The sequence below is a fragment of the Pseudotabrizicola sp. genome (assembly GCF_030684215.1).
In the GTDB taxonomy this organism is placed as follows: Bacteria; Pseudomonadota; Alphaproteobacteria; order Rhodobacterales; family Rhodobacteraceae; genus Pseudotabrizicola.
Genome location: NZ_JAUXOV010000020.1, coordinates 34,008 through 48,522 on the forward strand (window position 1 = coordinate 34,008; position 14,515 = coordinate 48,522).

General features: G+C 62.2%; 15 protein-coding genes. 11 read left to right on the forward strand and 4 right to left on the reverse strand.

Annotated elements, in window-relative coordinates; all coding sequences use genetic code 11:
* The first annotated feature begins 153 nt into the window (after nt 1–153).
* Together Q8K08_RS02030 and Q8K08_RS02035 are read left to right on the forward strand one after the other, a co-directional pair.
* Nucleotides 154–1,800: a phosphoethanolamine transferase gene (locus Q8K08_RS02030; protein ID WP_304799545.1), complete on the forward strand. Its 1,647-nt coding sequence runs from the start codon at nt 154–156 to the stop codon at nt 1,798–1,800.
* Nucleotides 1,800–2,192, forward strand: a complete 393-nt coding sequence (locus tag Q8K08_RS02035; RefSeq protein ID WP_304799547.1) for a diacylglycerol kinase — start codon at nt 1,800–1,802, stop codon at nt 2,190–2,192. The genes Q8K08_RS02030 and Q8K08_RS02035 overlap by 1 nt, the downstream gene beginning before the upstream one ends.
* 12 nt (nt 2,193–2,204) lie before the next feature.
* On the opposite strand, the gene Q8K08_RS02040 is transcribed toward Q8K08_RS02035, so the two are convergent.
* Nucleotides 2,205–3,536: a HAMP domain-containing sensor histidine kinase gene (locus tag Q8K08_RS02040; protein WP_304799549.1), complete on the reverse strand. Its 1,332-nt coding sequence runs from the start codon at nt 3,534–3,536 to the stop codon at nt 2,205–2,207.
* A complete protein-coding gene (locus tag Q8K08_RS02045) occupies nt 3,533–4,192 on the reverse strand; it encodes a response regulator transcription factor (protein WP_304799551.1) in 660 nt (219 codons plus the stop codon). Before Q8K08_RS02045 ends, Q8K08_RS02040 begins: the two co-directional genes overlap by 4 nt.
* A gap of 130 nt (nt 4,193–4,322) precedes the next feature.
* Here Q8K08_RS02045 and Q8K08_RS02050 point away from each other — a divergent pair, with 130 nt between their 5' ends.
* The 9 genes from Q8K08_RS02050 to Q8K08_RS02090 all read left to right on the forward strand — a co-directional run bounded on the left by Q8K08_RS02050 (nt 4,323) and on the right by Q8K08_RS02090 (nt 13,603).
* Nucleotides 4,323–4,715, forward strand: a complete 393-nt coding sequence (locus tag Q8K08_RS02050; RefSeq protein WP_304799553.1) for a PepSY domain-containing protein — start codon at nt 4,323–4,325, stop codon at nt 4,713–4,715.
* Nucleotides 4,716–4,725: 10 nt separating this feature from the next.
* A complete protein-coding gene (locus Q8K08_RS02055) occupies nt 4,726–5,994 on the forward strand; it encodes a ferredoxin reductase family protein (protein WP_305249057.1) in 1,269 nt (422 codons plus the stop codon).
* A 172-nt stretch (nt 5,995–6,166) separates the two neighbouring features.
* Nucleotides 6,167–6,514 (forward strand): hypothetical protein, encoded by a 348-nt coding sequence (locus Q8K08_RS02060; protein ID WP_304799558.1) that lies wholly within the window; start codon nt 6,167–6,169, stop codon nt 6,512–6,514.
* A gap of 66 nt (nt 6,515–6,580) precedes the next feature.
* On the forward strand, nt 6,581–7,051 hold the full coding sequence (locus tag Q8K08_RS02065; RefSeq protein WP_305249058.1) for a DUF2271 domain-containing protein: 471 nt from the start codon (nt 6,581–6,583) through the stop codon (nt 7,049–7,051).
* A gap of 14 nt (nt 7,052–7,065) precedes the next feature.
* Nucleotides 7,066–9,276, forward strand: coding sequence for a PepSY domain-containing protein (locus Q8K08_RS02070; protein WP_304799562.1), 2,211 nt, complete (start codon nt 7,066–7,068; stop codon nt 9,274–9,276).
* On the forward strand, nt 9,257–10,252 hold the full coding sequence (locus Q8K08_RS02075; protein ID WP_304799564.1) for an FAD:protein FMN transferase: 996 nt from the start codon (nt 9,257–9,259) through the stop codon (nt 10,250–10,252). The genes Q8K08_RS02070 and Q8K08_RS02075 overlap by 20 nt, the downstream gene beginning before the upstream one ends.
* Before the next feature lie 2 nt (nt 10,253–10,254).
* Entirely contained in the window at nt 10,255–12,135 is a 1,881-nt protein-coding gene (locus Q8K08_RS02080) for a heavy metal translocating P-type ATPase (RefSeq protein WP_305249059.1), read from the forward strand.
* Nucleotides 12,132–12,833 carry a VIT family protein gene (locus tag Q8K08_RS02085; RefSeq protein WP_304799327.1) on the forward strand — a complete coding sequence of 234 codons (702 nt, stop codon included), beginning with the start codon at nt 12,132–12,134 and terminating at the stop codon, nt 12,831–12,833. Before Q8K08_RS02080 ends, Q8K08_RS02085 begins: the two co-directional genes overlap by 4 nt.
* A 140-nt stretch (nt 12,834–12,973) precedes the next feature.
* Complete coding sequence (locus tag Q8K08_RS02090) at nt 12,974–13,603, forward strand: DUF1345 domain-containing protein (protein ID WP_304799329.1); 630 nt, start codon at nt 12,974–12,976, stop codon at nt 13,601–13,603.
* Nucleotides 13,604–13,727: 124 nt separating this feature from the next.
* Here the strand turns inward: Q8K08_RS02090 and tnpB are convergent, their stop codons facing one another.
* A complete protein-coding gene (gene tnpB / locus Q8K08_RS02095) occupies nt 13,728–14,009 on the reverse strand; it encodes an IS66 family insertion sequence element accessory protein TnpB (protein WP_305249060.1) in 282 nt (93 codons plus the stop codon).
* Complete coding sequence (locus Q8K08_RS02100) at nt 14,006–14,431, reverse strand: transposase (protein ID WP_305249061.1); 426 nt, start codon at nt 14,429–14,431, stop codon at nt 14,006–14,008. The genes tnpB and Q8K08_RS02100 overlap by 4 nt, the downstream gene beginning before the upstream one ends.
* Between the last annotated feature and the right edge of the window lie 84 nt (nt 14,432–14,515).

The window sequence follows — 14,515 nt, forward strand, 5'->3', positions numbered from 1 at the left end:
CTGTGTAGATCGTGGCGCCGTGCGATGCGAGCGCAAGATTGCATCTGCGCTGTAAGGCTGGCGCAAGGTTGGGTTGCGAAGGCGATGCTGAACTGCCCGTGCCGCACCTGTGCATGGGCAGGCATCGCTTTACAACCATGGACGCTACATCACATGACTGAACTGACCAATCCCCGCAATCCGTTGTCTTTATGGCGACCGGAGCTGGGTCAAACTGCGCTGACCCTAGTTGTTGCCAGCTATATTATGGCAGTGCTGAACGCGGGCTTCTGGGACAGGGTCACGCTTATTTTTCCACAGTCTTTCGGACAGCGAGCGTTGTTCGGGTTCGGGGTCTGGGCCCTGACAGTGCTACTGCTAGAACTTTTTGGCCCGTGGCGCCTGCAACGGCCTGTCGCGGCGCTGCTGATCCTGATTGCGGCGGGCGCGCATTATTACGAGCGTAACTTCGGTGTGTTGATCGACCGCGAAATGGTTCGCAATGTGTTTGAGACAACCATGACTGAATCGCGCCATCTGATAACCGGATCGGCGATTTTTCAGATCAGTTTGACAGGGATCTTGCCTGCTGCATTGGTGTTCTGGCCCAAGGTCAGGCATGTGGGCGTGTGGCATCAGCTTTGGCGCTGGCCCTTGGGCGTGATGCTGGGGTTTGCGTTGATGGTCGGGGCCTTGTTCGGCGACTATAAGGCGTACTCAGCCGCCTTGCGCGAACACCATGACCTGATGGGGGCCTATCAGCCTGGGGCGTCGTTGAATGCCGTGCTGCGATACACACGCGAGCAATGGAAGACGGCCGATCCGATTGTGCAACCGCTTGGCACTGATGCCCGGCCTAGCCCAGTGCTGGCAAGCACGGACAAACCAGTTCTGCTTGTTATCTTCGCTGGCGAGACTGCGCGCGCGCAAAACTTTGGTCTGAATGGCTATGTGCGCGATACTACGCCGAACCTGCGTGCGCATGATGTCATCAACTTTGCCGATACCTCTGCATGTGGCACGTCAACGGCAGTTTCGCTGCCCTGCATGTTTTCCCGCCTGACGCAGGCGGAGTATTCGCGCGATGCTTTTTTAAGCGAAGAAAATCTGCTGGATGTTCTGACCCATGCGGGAATGGTCGTGGAATGGCATGACAACAACACAGGGGATCAAAGGATCGCAACCCGCACGGGCTGGGCACGGGTCGATGCGACCCCTGATCCTGAAGCCTGCGCCATTGAATGCACGGACGAAGTGTTCCTGCCATTGATCGCGGATCGTCTGGCCACGATCACGCAAAACACAGTTCTGGTCCTGCACATGATCGGCAGCCACGGCCCCGCCTATCACCTGCGCTATCCGCCCGCCCGCGCGAACTTTCAGCCCGAATGCAAGACATCGCAGTTTTCAGCCTGCACCGTCGAGGAAATCGTGAACAGCTATGACAACACGATTCTTGAAACCGATTTCGTATTGTCGCGCACGATTGACATGATGCAGGCATCGGACCGGGTGCACTCTGCAATGATCTTCCTGTCAGACCACGGCGAATCCTTGGGCGAAGATGGGCTTTACTTGCACGCGGCCCCCCGTTTCATGGCGCCAGAGACGCAAACCAAGGTGCCTTTTGTCCTGTGGATGGGCCAGGGGTTCCAGTCTGCCATGAGATTAGATCGCGACTGCCTGCGCGATGCGTCCTTTAATCCTGTCAGTCACGACAATCTGTTTCATAGCGTTCTTGGACTATTGGATCTTACCACCACGGTTCGCGACCCTGCGCTTGATCTGTTTGGGACCTGCCGCAACGGGGATCCAAGCTGATGGACAGCCAGAAATCGACCCACCGCGTGGTTGTGCCCCCGCGCGGTGGGCTGCTGCATGTCGTTGACGCGTCCGGTTACTCAATCGCAGGATTGCGCAGGTTGTTGCATGAAACGGCAGCGCGACTGGAATTGGTTGGTGGTGGAATTGTCGCCTTGGGTTTCTTGTGGCGCGGGGCCACGCTTTGGCATTGGCTGGTCGCGGCATGCCTGCTTGCCCTGATCCTGGCCGTGGAAGCGTTGAATACGGCCATCGAGGTGCTGACAGACCGACTGTCCCCCGAATGGTCACAAATGGCAAAAGACGCCAAGGATCTTGGGTCGTTTGCGGTGGGGGTTATGTTGGTCGTGACCAGCATCTTCGTTGCGATTGTGATGATCGGGGCAATTTGACGCCCGACTGGATCAGGCTGTGGCCATCGGCAGATGGAATCTGACCGAAACCCCATCGATACGGTCGGAGCGAGGGGAGTCGATTTGAAGTTCTGCCCCGGTCCGGTCCGCGATGGCGGCGACAATCGCAAGGCCAAGGCCACTGCCCATTTGTGGGCCAGACCGGACAAAGCGCGCGGTCAGGTCGTTCAGGCTTTGCGGCGGCACAACGGGCCCCTCGTTGTCGACCTGTAGAACCCCTGTTGCAGACAGGCTGACGTGAACCGGTGCGCCTTGCATCCCGTGTCTTAACGCATTGTCCGCAAGGTTCCGGGCAAGAATGGCAAAGGCATCGGGGTCAAGGTCAGACAGGACCGGGGTATCGGCCATGCTCAGGATCAGGCGCGCGCCATCCCCGCCCCGCGCCATGTCGCCAATGACCAACCGCAGCACGGGGCGAAGATCGCTTGCAGTCTCCAGCCGCAAGCGGCCGCCTTCGGCGCGGGCCAGTTGCATCAGGCGTTCGGACAGCCGGGTCAGGCGTTTGAGTGTGGCCTCAATATCGGCCGCGCGCGCGCTGGCGGCGGGGTCACTGGTTTCCGACTGCAGACGCTGGGCCTGCGCGATGGCCCCGGCCAGCGGTGTGCGCAATTCATGCGCAGCGTTGGCGGCGAAGCTGCGTTCTGCGTCAAACGCGGCGGAAAGCCGGTGCAACAAGGTATTCAGCGTATCGGCCACCGGGGCAACTTCGGCGGGCAGATCTTCGACGGCAATCTGCGACATGTCGCGCGCCCCGCGTGCCGCCAACTGGGTACGCAAGCGGTGCAGCGGTGCAAGGCTTGCGCTGACAACCAACAGGATCGCCAGCAAAGCCAAAGGAATGACGATCAACAGCGGCAGGCCAAGGCTCATCTGGATGTCCCGGGCAACGCGCGCGCGGTTGGCCAGCGGTTCGGCCACCGTCATCCGGATCGTGCCTTGCAGAACGGCTTCGTTGTAGAACCGATGCGTTGCAGATGTGCGGAACCCAGCGCCGTCCCAATCGGGGAAATCCCGCGGGTCGGCGGCATGGGATTGCAATAGAATACGACCCTGAGCATCGCGAATGATGTAGGTCAGGAACTCAGCATGCTGGCCAATGGCGGCAAGCTGCTGGGTCACGCCCTCTTCTTCACGCTCGATGATGTCAAGGACGGCCAGCGGCAGGATCCGCTGCACGGTCTCTTGCAGGCTGGAATCGAAGGTTTCCTCCAGAGATTGCCGCACGATGATCGCCGTGACCGAGGCCGCACCGATCCACAGCAGGGTCAGCAACAGGCCCAGCCACAGCGCAAGGCGCCCTTGCAGACTGCGTGGTGCCCTCATGCCGGAGCCAAGCGATAGCCAAGACCGCGCTCCGTCTCAATGATCCCGGCCCCCAGTTTCTTGCGCAAGCGACTGACATGCACCTCGATCGTGTTGCTCTCGATCTCGGCGTCGAAGGTGTAAAGCTTATCTTCCAGTTGCGACTTGGACAGAAGCTGCCCAGGATGGGCAAGAAACGCTTCGAACAGGGCCCATTCCCGCGCTGTCAGCGTCACCGTGCGACCGTCGCGGTGGATGCTTCTGGCCGCAAGGTCGATTTCAAGGGCACCATGGGTCACGATGGGGTTGGGATTGCCGGTATAGCGCCGCGCCACCGATCCAATTCGGGCCGACAGTTCTGACAGATCAAAGGGTTTCACCAGATAATCGTCGGCCCCCGCGTTCAACCCATCGATGCGATCCGACACCTGATCCAGCGCCGTCAGAATGATGACAGGCGTTACATCGCCGCGCGCCCGGAGTTTGCGCAGGAACGGGATGCCGCGTCCATCAGGCAGCATCAGATCCAGCAAAACGAGATCGAACGACGCGCCCGCAATCGCATCCGCCGCTGTATCGAGGCGTGCCACCCAGTCCACCGAATGCCCGTCGCTTGCAATCTGGTCGCGCACGGCGGCACCAAGAACAGTGTCATCTTCGATCAGCAATATGCGCATTTGCGGTTTCCTTGTTATGTCCACCTTATAGCGAACAGACCTGACGGGAAACTGACGAAGCGTTATCGCCAGCTTCAGCATGCCGTCAGCTTGGGGGCGCACAAAGGTGCAGTTGAAAAAGGAACATCCGATGAAACACGCACTCCCCCTCGCGGTTCTAGTGGCGCTTGTCACATCTGGCGCTGCGTTTGCCGATGACGATTGCAACAGCCCGATGTCGCAGTGGCAACCGCGTGAAGCGGCGACATCCTATGTTTCCGGGCTGGGGATCACAGCAGATCGTCTGCGGATAGATGATGGTTGCTATGAGGTCCGTGGCCGTGACAGCGACGGCAACAGAGTCGAGCTGAAACTCGATCCAGCCACTTTGGCCCTGGTGGAACTGGAGATCAGGTTTCAATCAGGTGCCGATCCATCACGCTATCTGCCCGGTGCGCGCGGTCAGGCCGCAATGGTGCCGCGAGCCCCAGTGGCCAACCCACTGCTGACCCCGGGCACGGCGCCGCAAGTCGGCGGGAACTGAAAGACACTCCATGACCCTGACAGGACCGGTTCTTTTCGCGCTGGCCGTTCTGGCCGGCGCTATCCTTGGTGCGCAAACCTACGCACCCTATGGCGCGGAAAGCGCCTTCAGCATCGCCATAGGTGCTGCCGCAATTGTGGCCATGAGCGGCTCACTGATCCTCGCCGCGCGCCCGCGCCTGATCGAGCCATTTTTTGGTGGGCTGGATCGAATGTATGTGATCCACAAATGGTTGGGTATTGCCGCACTTGTGTTGATGGTGCTGCACGACCAGATCGAGCCGGATATCGAGGATTTCGTGCGTGAGACATCCTTGGGCGAATTGGCCGAAGATGTGGGTGAAATTGCCTTTTACGGATTTATCGGGTTGATCGCGATCAGTTGGTTCAAGCGCATTCCCTTCACAAGGCTGGAACTGCCATGGCCCTTGTGGCGGTTCACACATCGCTTCATGGGGTTGCTCTTTGCCATCGCGGCCTTCCACCAACTGGCCATCGACAAGCCCGCAGGGCTGGACGGCACGCTGGACCTTTATCTCAATGGTTTCAGTCTGGCGGGTCTGGCCGCATGGCTGTTTACACAATTTGTCGCCCCCTTCCTGCGCCCGCGCCCCTATGCGCTGGATCAGGTCGCGCGTCATGGCGGCACGACCGAGATCACCTTGCGCCCTGAGGGTCGGGCCATGCGCTGGCGTCCGGGCCAGTTCGCCTTTGTCGCAGCACCCGGCGCGGGGCTGTCCGAGGCGCATCCTTTCACCATCGCCAGCGCGCCCAAAGCGGATGGCACATTGCGCTTCGGGATCAAGTCGCTGGGGGATTGGACCAAGGCGCTGCCGGGTCGACTGGCGGCGGGGCAAAGCCTGACGATTGAGGGGCCTTACGGTCGATTCCTGTTTCGCAAACGGGTGCGCAAGCAGGTCTGGCTGGCTGGCGGCATCGGCATCACGCCATTTCTTGCCTGGGCCGAGGCCCTGACCGACACCGATACGCAGCAGATCGCGCTGGTCTGGGCGGTGGCATCAAAGGACGAGGCCTTTGCCGGTGATCGTCTGGCCGCCATTGCCGCGCGCCATCCCGGGCTGACCGTGCAGATCGTCGCCAGCAAGACCGATGGCCGACTGACAGCAGAAAAGCTTGTTGCGCTGGTTCACTTCCCGATCCGCGAGGCAGAGTTGTTCTTTTGCGGCCCATGCGGATTGCGTGACGGCATCTTGGCAGGGCTGAAGACGATGAACCAGACCCCGCGCCGCGTGCATTCCGAAGCCTTCGAATTTCGCTGACGTTGATCTGTTCCAGGGTGCGGCTGTCCCTCCGACCCTGACCTGCGCCCCGGCCAGATAAGTCCGGGGCGCTTTTTTCCTGACGCCAGGCTGAAGCAGTTTCTGTCCCGATGTCAGCCAGCCATCAGCCACGCGCGTCAAAGTGGCGTCATCCAGAAAAGGAACCTTCGCCATGAAATCAACACTTGCCATTCTTCTTGCGACTACCGCCGTCATTGGCGCGCTCGGCCTGCCTGCGCTCAGCGCGCTCGGGCGCGACCCGGGCACCACCGCCGTCACGGTCGAGACTGTCGGCAATGCCACCGATGGTGCGATTCGGCTGGCCAGCAGCGACGACGACGACAACCGGAATGTATCGCGGGGCGATGACGACGATGATGATGATGATGATGACGAGTGCGACGACGATGAAGACGACTGCCGCCGTCCTGCGCCCGCAATGACCCCGACCGGGCCTGTTGCCCCACCCGCCAACGGGCTGTTCAGCCCCGGAGCTGCGCCTCAAGTTCGCACCAATTGATGCAGCAAGGGCGGTGGATTGCATCGTCCAACTGCAAACCCTGACCTTTCCGCTAGGACCAAAACCATGAAATCCACACTCGCCCTGCTTGCCTTGACCACCGCCCTGACACTGCCTGGCCTTGCCGTGGCGCGACCCGTCACACTGACCACCACTCTCAGCAATTACGGCGGCGATGGGGCTTACCTGGTGCTTTATGTCACCGACCCTTCGGGGGCCTATGCCGGCACGCTCTGGATGGCTGGGGACAAGTCAAAATACTATGAACACATGAGCGACTGGTATCGCGCCACGGGCGGCGATCCTGCGCAGATCAACGGCATTACGGGGGCAAGCGTCGGTGCGGGGCGAACGCTGGAGATCACGCTCGACCTTCAGGATGCGCTTTTCGATGCAGGCTATACGCTACACATCGACGCGGCCGTCGAGGACATGCGCGACAGCCCGCGCGAGGTGTCGGTGCCGCTGACGGCAGCAGGCGCGGGCCAGGCTGTCGCCGGACGTCGCTATATCGCCAACTTCACCTATGGCTTCTGAGAAAGGGTTTGGCGATGACGCGCATCCTTCACCGATGGCCGGGACTGATCCTGGCGGCCCTGTTGCTTGTTATCACTCTCAGCGGCGCAGCCCTTTCGGTGTTCCCTGCGCTAGAGGTCGCGCAAGCCCCGCGTGTCGCGTCTGGGTTGAGCGTGGCCGACCTGGCCGCGCGGGTGCAGGCGGCGCATCCGGGCGTTGAGCAGATCAAGCGCGCGCCTTCTGGCCAGATCACTGCATGGTGGTTCGACGGTGGGCGACCCGGCTCTGGCGTGATTGATCCCGCAACGGGGCAAGACATCGCCCCCGCCGATCCCGATCCAGTGCGGCGCTGGCTGACCACGCTGCACCGGTCGCTGTTTTTGGATGATGGGGGGCGACTGGTGGCGGCCATCGGGGCCTTCGCGATGCTGGTGCTGGCAGGTTCGGGAGCGGTGCTGGTGGCACGGCGCACCGGCGGCTGGCGACGCTGGTTTGCGCCTCTGCGCGGGCTATTGGCCGGGCGTTTACATACCGAGCTTGCCCGCGTCGCGGTGATTGGGCTGGTCTTGTCATCAGCAACCGCGCTGTGGATGGCAGCAGAAACCTTTGACGTCGTGACGATAGACCGCGTTCGGCTTGCCGTCCCTGCGGTGGTCAGCGGCGAGACCGGATTGGCCTTGGCCAGCATGGACACGCTGCGCGCTATCCCTGTAGCCGAACTGCGCGACCTGAACTTTCCTGCTCAGGGGGATGCAACCGATACCTTCATACTGCGAACCGACCAAGGCATGGGGTACATTGACCAAGGCACGGGCGAGATGCTGGCGTGGCGCGACCTGAGCAGTTGGCAGAGGGTGTCGGAAACCATCTACATGCTGCATACGGGTGAGGGCTTGGCCACCTTGGGCCTGATCCTGGGGCTTATGGCGCTGAGCGTGCCGGTGATGGCCGTGACCGGTGCGGTGGTGTGGTTTGCCGGATGGCAAGCGCGGCCCCGCCCTAAGGGGAACGCCCCGGCGGCCAAGGCCACGACGGTGGTTCTGGTGGGTTCCGAAGGCGGCAGCACCTGGGGGTTTGCAGACACCTTGGCCAAAGGTCTGCGCGCCGCTGGTCAATCGGTGCATCTGGCACCCATGTCGGGATTTGACCCGGCGCGGCACAAACATGCGGAACGCTTCGTGATCCTGGCCGCTACCTATGGTGAAGGTGCCGCCCCCGCATCAGCCAAAGGATTTCTTGAACGGCTCGCAGCCTTGCCAAACGCCCCGTCCGCCCCCGTCGCGGTGCTGGGTTTTGGCGACCGCAGCTTTCCGGCCTATTGCGCCTATGCCGAGGCGGTCGTTAACGCCGTCCAAGCGAAGCGGTGGCCCAGCATCCTGCCCATGGACACGGTTGATCGTCAGTCGCCGCAGGATTTCGCCCGCTGGGGCCGCGCGCTTGGTGCCGCACTGGGGATCGCGCTGGAACTGGTTCATCAGCCTGTCGCACCCGAAGCTGAAGCTCTGACCTTGATCTCGCGCCGCGATTATGGCGCTGAGGTGCAGGTGCCGTTAACGATCTTGCGGTTTGCCTTGCCAGAGATATCGCTGTGGCATCGGTTGACAGGGGGCGGATTTACGCGGTTTCAGGCAGGCGATCTGCTGGGTATCCTGCCCGATGGTTCGCCACTGCCCCGGCTTTACTCGCTTGCATCGGGATCAAAGGACGGCTTCGTTGAAATCGTCGTGCGGCATCACCCTGGCGGCCTTGCCTCTGGTCAGTTGACAGCGTTGCGGCCGGGCCAAACCGTCCGCGGCTTCTTGCGCCAGAATCCGGGTTTCCATGCAGGCAGAGATCGCAAGCAACTGATTCTGATCGGGGCTGGTACCGGCATCGGGCCGCTGGCCGGCATCGTGCGCGCCAATACGTGCAAACGTCCGGTTCATCTGGTCTTTGGCCTGCGCGATCCTGCGAGTGATTTTCTTTATGACAACGAGTTGGCCGGTTGGCAGGCTGATGGGCGGCTTGCCAGATTGTCCACCGCCGTATCGCGTGAAGGCAGCGGACCGCGCTATGTGCAGGACGCGCTACGGCTGGAAGCGGCACAGATGGCCGATGCGATCCGCGCCGGTGCAAAAGTCATGGTTTGCGGCGGGCGTGAGATGGCGCAAGGCGTGACCCTGGCGCTTGCCGATATCCTGCAACCCATGGGCATGACGCCCGCGATGCTGAAAGCCGAGGGGCGGTATGTTGAAGATGTTTACTGATCTTGCGCGCCACGCACTGAACGGGGCTACAATGGGCACGCGCTGGTCCGCGCTGTTTTACGCGCCTGCAAGTTTCAATCCGGCCCTGAAACAAACAGCGCTGCAACAGGCGGTGGATGAGGTGGACGACCAGATGTCCACATGGAAACCCGACAGCGCCCTGATGCGCCTGAATGCGGCACCGGTCGGTGAGTGGGTGGAAATCCCCGCCCGGCTGGCCGAAGTCCTTCAACTGGGGGTCAGGATCGGGCGCGAGTCTGGCGGGGCTTTCGACATCGGCATGGGAAATGCGGTGCAGGCTTGGGGTTTTGGCCCTGAGGATGCAGATCAGCAGGCCATCCGCGCGGCGATGACGATCCCACATCGGCCCGGCCATAAGTCGCTTGAACTTGACGGCACGCGGGTTCGCAAGACAGCGCCAGTCACGCTGGACTTGAACGGCATCGCCAAAGGGTATGGCGTTGACCGAATGGCAGAGGTGTTGGTGGCGCAGGGGGTTGACGCGGGCCTTGTCGGCATCGACGGCGAGATGCGCGCGCTTGGCCTGCGCCCGGATGGCGAAGCATGGACGATTGCCGTCGAGGCCCCGGATACCGACCGTCGCGCGCCCCATTCGATCCTTGCACTGCGCGATGCGGCTGTGGCCACCTCCGGCGATTATCGGCACTGGGTTATGGTGCAAGGCTGTCGCCTGTCGCACACAATGGACCCGGCCAGGGCTGCGCCGCTTCTCTCTCCGCCCGCCTCGGTCACAGTGATTGCATCCAGTTGCGCCGAAGCCGATGCCTGGGCCACCGCGCTGATGGTTGCGGGGCCCAAGGTCGGATCGGATCTGGCCGAAAAGCATGGGCTGGAGGCTTTGTTCCTTTTGCGCGACAGTGCGGGCGGGGTGCATGCCAAAGGGGTTGGCCGCCTGTTTGACCAAAAGACCGATGGGAACACCTCGGTTCTCACAGAACCGGAGCGCAGACCATAGTCATGGATCATTTGCAGACAGACCGCCTTAAGACTTTGCTTCTCGGAATTGCCCTGACCGGACTGATCCTTGGGCTTGCATTTTATGCTACTGGCAGACCGGATCTCGCGACGACCGTGTGGTTTGCAGGCGTGGCCCCGGTGCTGGCCGCGCTGGTGGTCGAGATCGCGCGCAGTCTGTCGCGGGGTGAGGTGGGGCTGGATATTGTCGCTGCCCTGTCGATGAGCGCGGCGCTGACCTTTGGCGAAACGCTGGCGGCTGCGGTCGTTGCGCTGATGTATTCTGGTGGCACGTTTCTGGAAGGCTTTGCCGAGGGCCGGGCGCGGGCCGAGATGCGCAACCTGTTGTCCCGCGTGCCGCGCATGGCAACACGGCACCTGAACGGCGGGCTGCAAGAGGTGCCGCTGGACGAGATTGCCCCCGGTGACCGCCTGTTGATCCGTCAAGGCGATGTGGTGCCGGTGGATGGTCATGTCGCCTCCGCCAGCGCGTTTCTGGACACTTCGGCGCTGACCGGGGAATCCTTGCCTGTTCGGCTGGACCGCGGCGCGGACGCGATGAGCGGGTCCACCAACGCCGGTGAGGCCTTTGACCTGATCGCCACGCATGAGGCGAAGGACAGCACCTATGCCGGGATCGTTCGGCTGGTGGAACAGGCGCAGCGGTCCAAGGCCCCCATGGCGCGGCTGGCGGATCGCTGGTCACTGGGGTTTCTGGCTGTCACGGTCGCGATTGCCTTTGCGGCCTGGTGGTTCACTGGCGATCCGATCCGCGCGGTGGCTGTGCTGGTTGTGGCCACGCCTTGCCCACTGATCCTTGCCGTACCGGTCGCCTTGGTGGCCGGACTGTCACGGGCGGCGCATTTCGGGGTTCTGATCAAGGGCGCGAAACCGCTGGAGGCGATGGCGCGCATCTCGACCCTGATCCTTGACAAGACCGGCACACTGACCGATGGGCGGCCGCAGATCGTCAGCATCGACAGTCATGACGGGATGGGGGCCGACGACATCCTGCGCTTTGCGGCCGCGCTGGATCAGGCCTCGAAGCACCCTGTGGCGCAGGCCATCGTCGCGGCGGCGAAAGCGCGAGGGCTGAGCTTGCCCGCCCCCGAGGATGTGGTGGAAATGCCCGGCGAAGGGGTTCTTGGCCGTATTGACGCGCGGCAGGTTATCGTCGGCGGCGAGGATTTTGTTGCGCAGCGCGTTGCCAATGCGGCGGGTGAACACCCTCAACTGGCAGCGGGATCGCTGATGGTTGCCGTTGCGGTGGATGGCCGATTGGCCGGGCATATGGTGATGTCGGATCCGCTCCGCGCAGGTGCGGGCGAGATGCTGGCGCGCCTGCGGGAGCAGGGCATCACCCGCATCCTGTTGGCCACCGGTGACCGCGTCGAGGTTGCCGACCGCGTGACGCAGGGTTTGGGGCTTGACTCGATCCACGCGGGGCTGACCCCGGATGGCAAGGTGAACCTTGTTCTGGTCGAACGCCAGACCGGCCCTGTGATGATGGTGGGCGACGGGGTCAACGATGCCCCTGCGCTGGCCGCCGCCGATGTGGGCGTGGCCATGGGTGCACGCGGTGCGGCCGCCAGCGCTGACGCCGCCGATGTGGTGCTGCTGGTGGACAGGGTTGACCGCATCGCACCGGGGATCGAGATCGCGCGCCGCGCCCGCCAGATTGCCCTGCAAAGCGTGGTCGCCGGGATCGGTCTGTCGGTTCTGGGTATGATCGCCGCCGCCTTTGGTTACCTCTCCCCGGTTCAGGGCGCGTTGCTGCAAGAGGTCATCGACGTCGCCGTGATCCTGAACGCGTTGCGCGCACTTCGCATCTCCCCTTCGGGCATCGACGCCCCAAAAAACCAGATTGAAGGAGCCACCACATGAGCCGCCTGTCCCATTCCGAAACCCACATGGTCCATCGCATCGGGTGGCTGCGTGCCGCTGTACTTGGGGCGAATGACGGCATTGTTTCCACCGCAAGCCTTGTAGTCGGTGTGGCGGCTGCAGGCAGTGGCCGGCCCGAAGTGCTGATTGCCGGGCTGGCGGGCCTTGTCGCGGGGGCCATGTCGATGGCCGCGGGTGAATATGTCTCGGTCAGTTCGCAAACCGACGCCGAAAACGCCGATCTGGCCCGCGAGCGCGCCGAATTGGCGGAAACCCCCGAAGCGGAACTCGAAGAACTGACCCAGATCTATCAGGCCCGCGGGCTTGACCGGGATCTGGCCGAACAGGTTGCGGCGCAACTGACCGACCGTGACGCCTTGGGCGCCCATGCACGCGATGAACTGGGGATTTCAGAAACCGTGGTGGCGCGCCCACTTCAGGCGGCCGCCGTGTCTGCCATGACCTTTGCCGTCGGGGCCGCGGCCCCGCTGATCGTGGCCCTTTTGGCTCCACCCACGCAGATCGTGGCGTTCGTGGCCGGGGCGACGCTGTTGGCGCTGGCCTTGCTGGGCGGGCTTGGGGCGTCAGCGGGTGGCGCGGGTCTTGCGCGCGGGGCGCTGCGGGTCACGTTCTGGGGCGCGCTTGCGATGGGCGCGACGGCGGCGGTCGGGGCCTTGTTCGGCGTAACGGTTGGGTAAAGGCTCAGGCAAAAGCGTAGATTGTTCTGGGCCTGTGACCCAATAACCGGTGCGTCAGGTGGTTATTGGCGCAAATACAGGATATTCTCTGCACGAAGGGTCTCTTGACCCTGCCGTTTCCACCTTCGAAGGACATGACAATGAGGTTGTCGCAGATCCCGCATGGCAGGTTCTTGCTGTTCATGACCCTTTTTGTGGTCTCAGGGGGGCTGCTCGGGATTGTCTTGCCGCCAGAGCAGGCCCTTGTTTCGGGGTTTAATCTTGGGGCAATTGCGTTCTTGCTGATGGTATGGCAATTGTGGCGGGGTGACGGGCCCGAGGCTGCACGCGCCCGCAGTGCCCGAGATGATGGCGGCCGCTGGCTTATGCTGCTTGCCATGACAGCGTCGGTTGCCAGCGCTCTCGTCGCGCTTGGGGTGATGACCCTTGGGCAAGATACTGATATCTTGAATATCTTGACAGCCACGATCACAATCATTCTTGCTTGGGTCTTCTCGAATACCGTTATGGCTCTGCATTATGCGCATCTTTGGTATGGTGAAGCCGCGACAGGCGATGTCGGGGGGATCGATTTTCCGGGCGAGGCAGAGCCGGTATTTGCAGATTTTGTCTATGTCGCGTTCGTTATCGGGATGACAGCGCAGGTCGCCGATACAAACCTGACATCACGGCAGATGCGGCGCGTGGTTACCTTGCATGGGTTCTGCGCATTTATGTTCAACCTTGGTATTCTGGCGCTGGTGGTGAACATGTTGGCGGGATTGCTTTAGCCAATACACCCTCCAGTCACTTCAATATCGGCATTGTCGCGGCAAGAAATGCTTACCAAGCCCTGCCGGTAGTTTAGAAGAAATACCACCGAAATGGGACGCCTCCGCGAAATAACCGACATAATCAGAGGGCGGTCTCCCTAAGCAAAATCGACTGATGCGCACCAATTCTTGAGCAGGATGTCAAGACAGCTTTGTCTGCACTGGCGATGGAGCAAATCGGAAATGTTGCTCCCTGAACCTTGATCCGGTCGCCACGTTTGGACCTGAACACAACCATCACCCCGGCCTTCGGCGCAAAGCCCAACTCGCCATGCGCCATGGCTGCCAGCCCGTCATGCCCCTTGCGAAAGTCTACCGGCTTGGTCGCGATCACGATCCTGACGGCCTGATCCGGAAAGATCACAGCACATTCCTCAGCGCCGCCACCAAGGCCGCCGCGCGCTCCGGACTGCAATCCGGCGCCACATGCAAAACGGCCCCACAGATATCGACCTTGATCACGCCCGTGTCGACCGACGCCGCAGCCGCAACGACATCGGCCAATGGCTCGATCACCAGCGGCACGAATGCCGGAGACATATCGACCGGCACCGCCAGCTCCCCTTTGCGCGCTTGAGCGCGCCATCCCGAAAGGTGCCGGGCAATCAGCCCATACTTCGCCGCAACATCGCAGACCCGCGCGCCGGGCTGAAAACTCTCGGCCACAATCCGCGCCTTGAGATCATCCGGCCAACGCCGACGGCCGGTCGGGCCATCAAGGACCTCGATCCGCGACACTCCATTCGACCCACGCACCTCCATCCGGTGCTCGTTTTGGTGCTCCATGGCAAGCCTCCCACAAACTCAGTTGCAGGACGGCATGCCCGAAGTCACATCAAGCCGAAACCACGGGGCTGGCGCACCGCTTAC

What these genes read in the sequence shown, in the direction of transcription:
- Q8K08_RS02085 (WP_304799327.1), top strand. Translation starts at nt 12,132, where the DNA reads ATGAGCCGCCTGTCCCATTCCGAAACCCACATGGTCCATCGCATCGGG.
- Q8K08_RS02065 (WP_305249058.1), top strand. Translation starts at nt 6,581, where the DNA reads ATGAAATCCACACTCGCCCTGCTTGCCTTGACCACCGCCCTGACACTG.
- Q8K08_RS02100 (WP_305249061.1), bottom strand. Translation starts at nt 14,431, where the DNA reads ATGGAGCACCAAAACGAGCACCGGATGGAGGTGCGTGGGTCGAATGGA.
- Q8K08_RS02045 (WP_304799551.1), bottom strand. Translation starts at nt 4,192, where the DNA reads ATGCGCATATTGCTGATCGAAGATGACACTGTTCTTGGTGCCGCCGTG.
- Q8K08_RS02040 (WP_304799549.1), bottom strand. Translation starts at nt 3,536, where the DNA reads ATGAGGGCACCACGCAGTCTGCAAGGGCGCCTTGCGCTGTGGCTGGGC.
- Q8K08_RS02055 (WP_305249057.1), top strand. Translation starts at nt 4,726, where the DNA reads ATGACCCTGACAGGACCGGTTCTTTTCGCGCTGGCCGTTCTGGCCGGC.
- Q8K08_RS02080 (WP_305249059.1), top strand. Translation starts at nt 10,255, where the DNA reads ATGGATCATTTGCAGACAGACCGCCTTAAGACTTTGCTTCTCGGAATT.
- Q8K08_RS02070 (WP_304799562.1), top strand. Translation starts at nt 7,066, where the DNA reads ATGACGCGCATCCTTCACCGATGGCCGGGACTGATCCTGGCGGCCCTG.
- Q8K08_RS02090 (WP_304799329.1), top strand. Translation starts at nt 12,974, where the DNA reads ATGAGGTTGTCGCAGATCCCGCATGGCAGGTTCTTGCTGTTCATGACC.
- Q8K08_RS02035 (WP_304799547.1), top strand. Translation starts at nt 1,800, where the DNA reads ATGGACAGCCAGAAATCGACCCACCGCGTGGTTGTGCCCCCGCGCGGT.
- Q8K08_RS02030 (WP_304799545.1), top strand. Translation starts at nt 154, where the DNA reads ATGACTGAACTGACCAATCCCCGCAATCCGTTGTCTTTATGGCGACCG.
- Q8K08_RS02060 (WP_304799558.1), top strand. Translation starts at nt 6,167, where the DNA reads ATGAAATCAACACTTGCCATTCTTCTTGCGACTACCGCCGTCATTGGC.
- Q8K08_RS02075 (WP_304799564.1), top strand. Translation starts at nt 9,257, where the DNA reads ATGTTGAAGATGTTTACTGATCTTGCGCGCCACGCACTGAACGGGGCT.
- Q8K08_RS02050 (WP_304799553.1), top strand. Translation starts at nt 4,323, where the DNA reads ATGAAACACGCACTCCCCCTCGCGGTTCTAGTGGCGCTTGTCACATCT.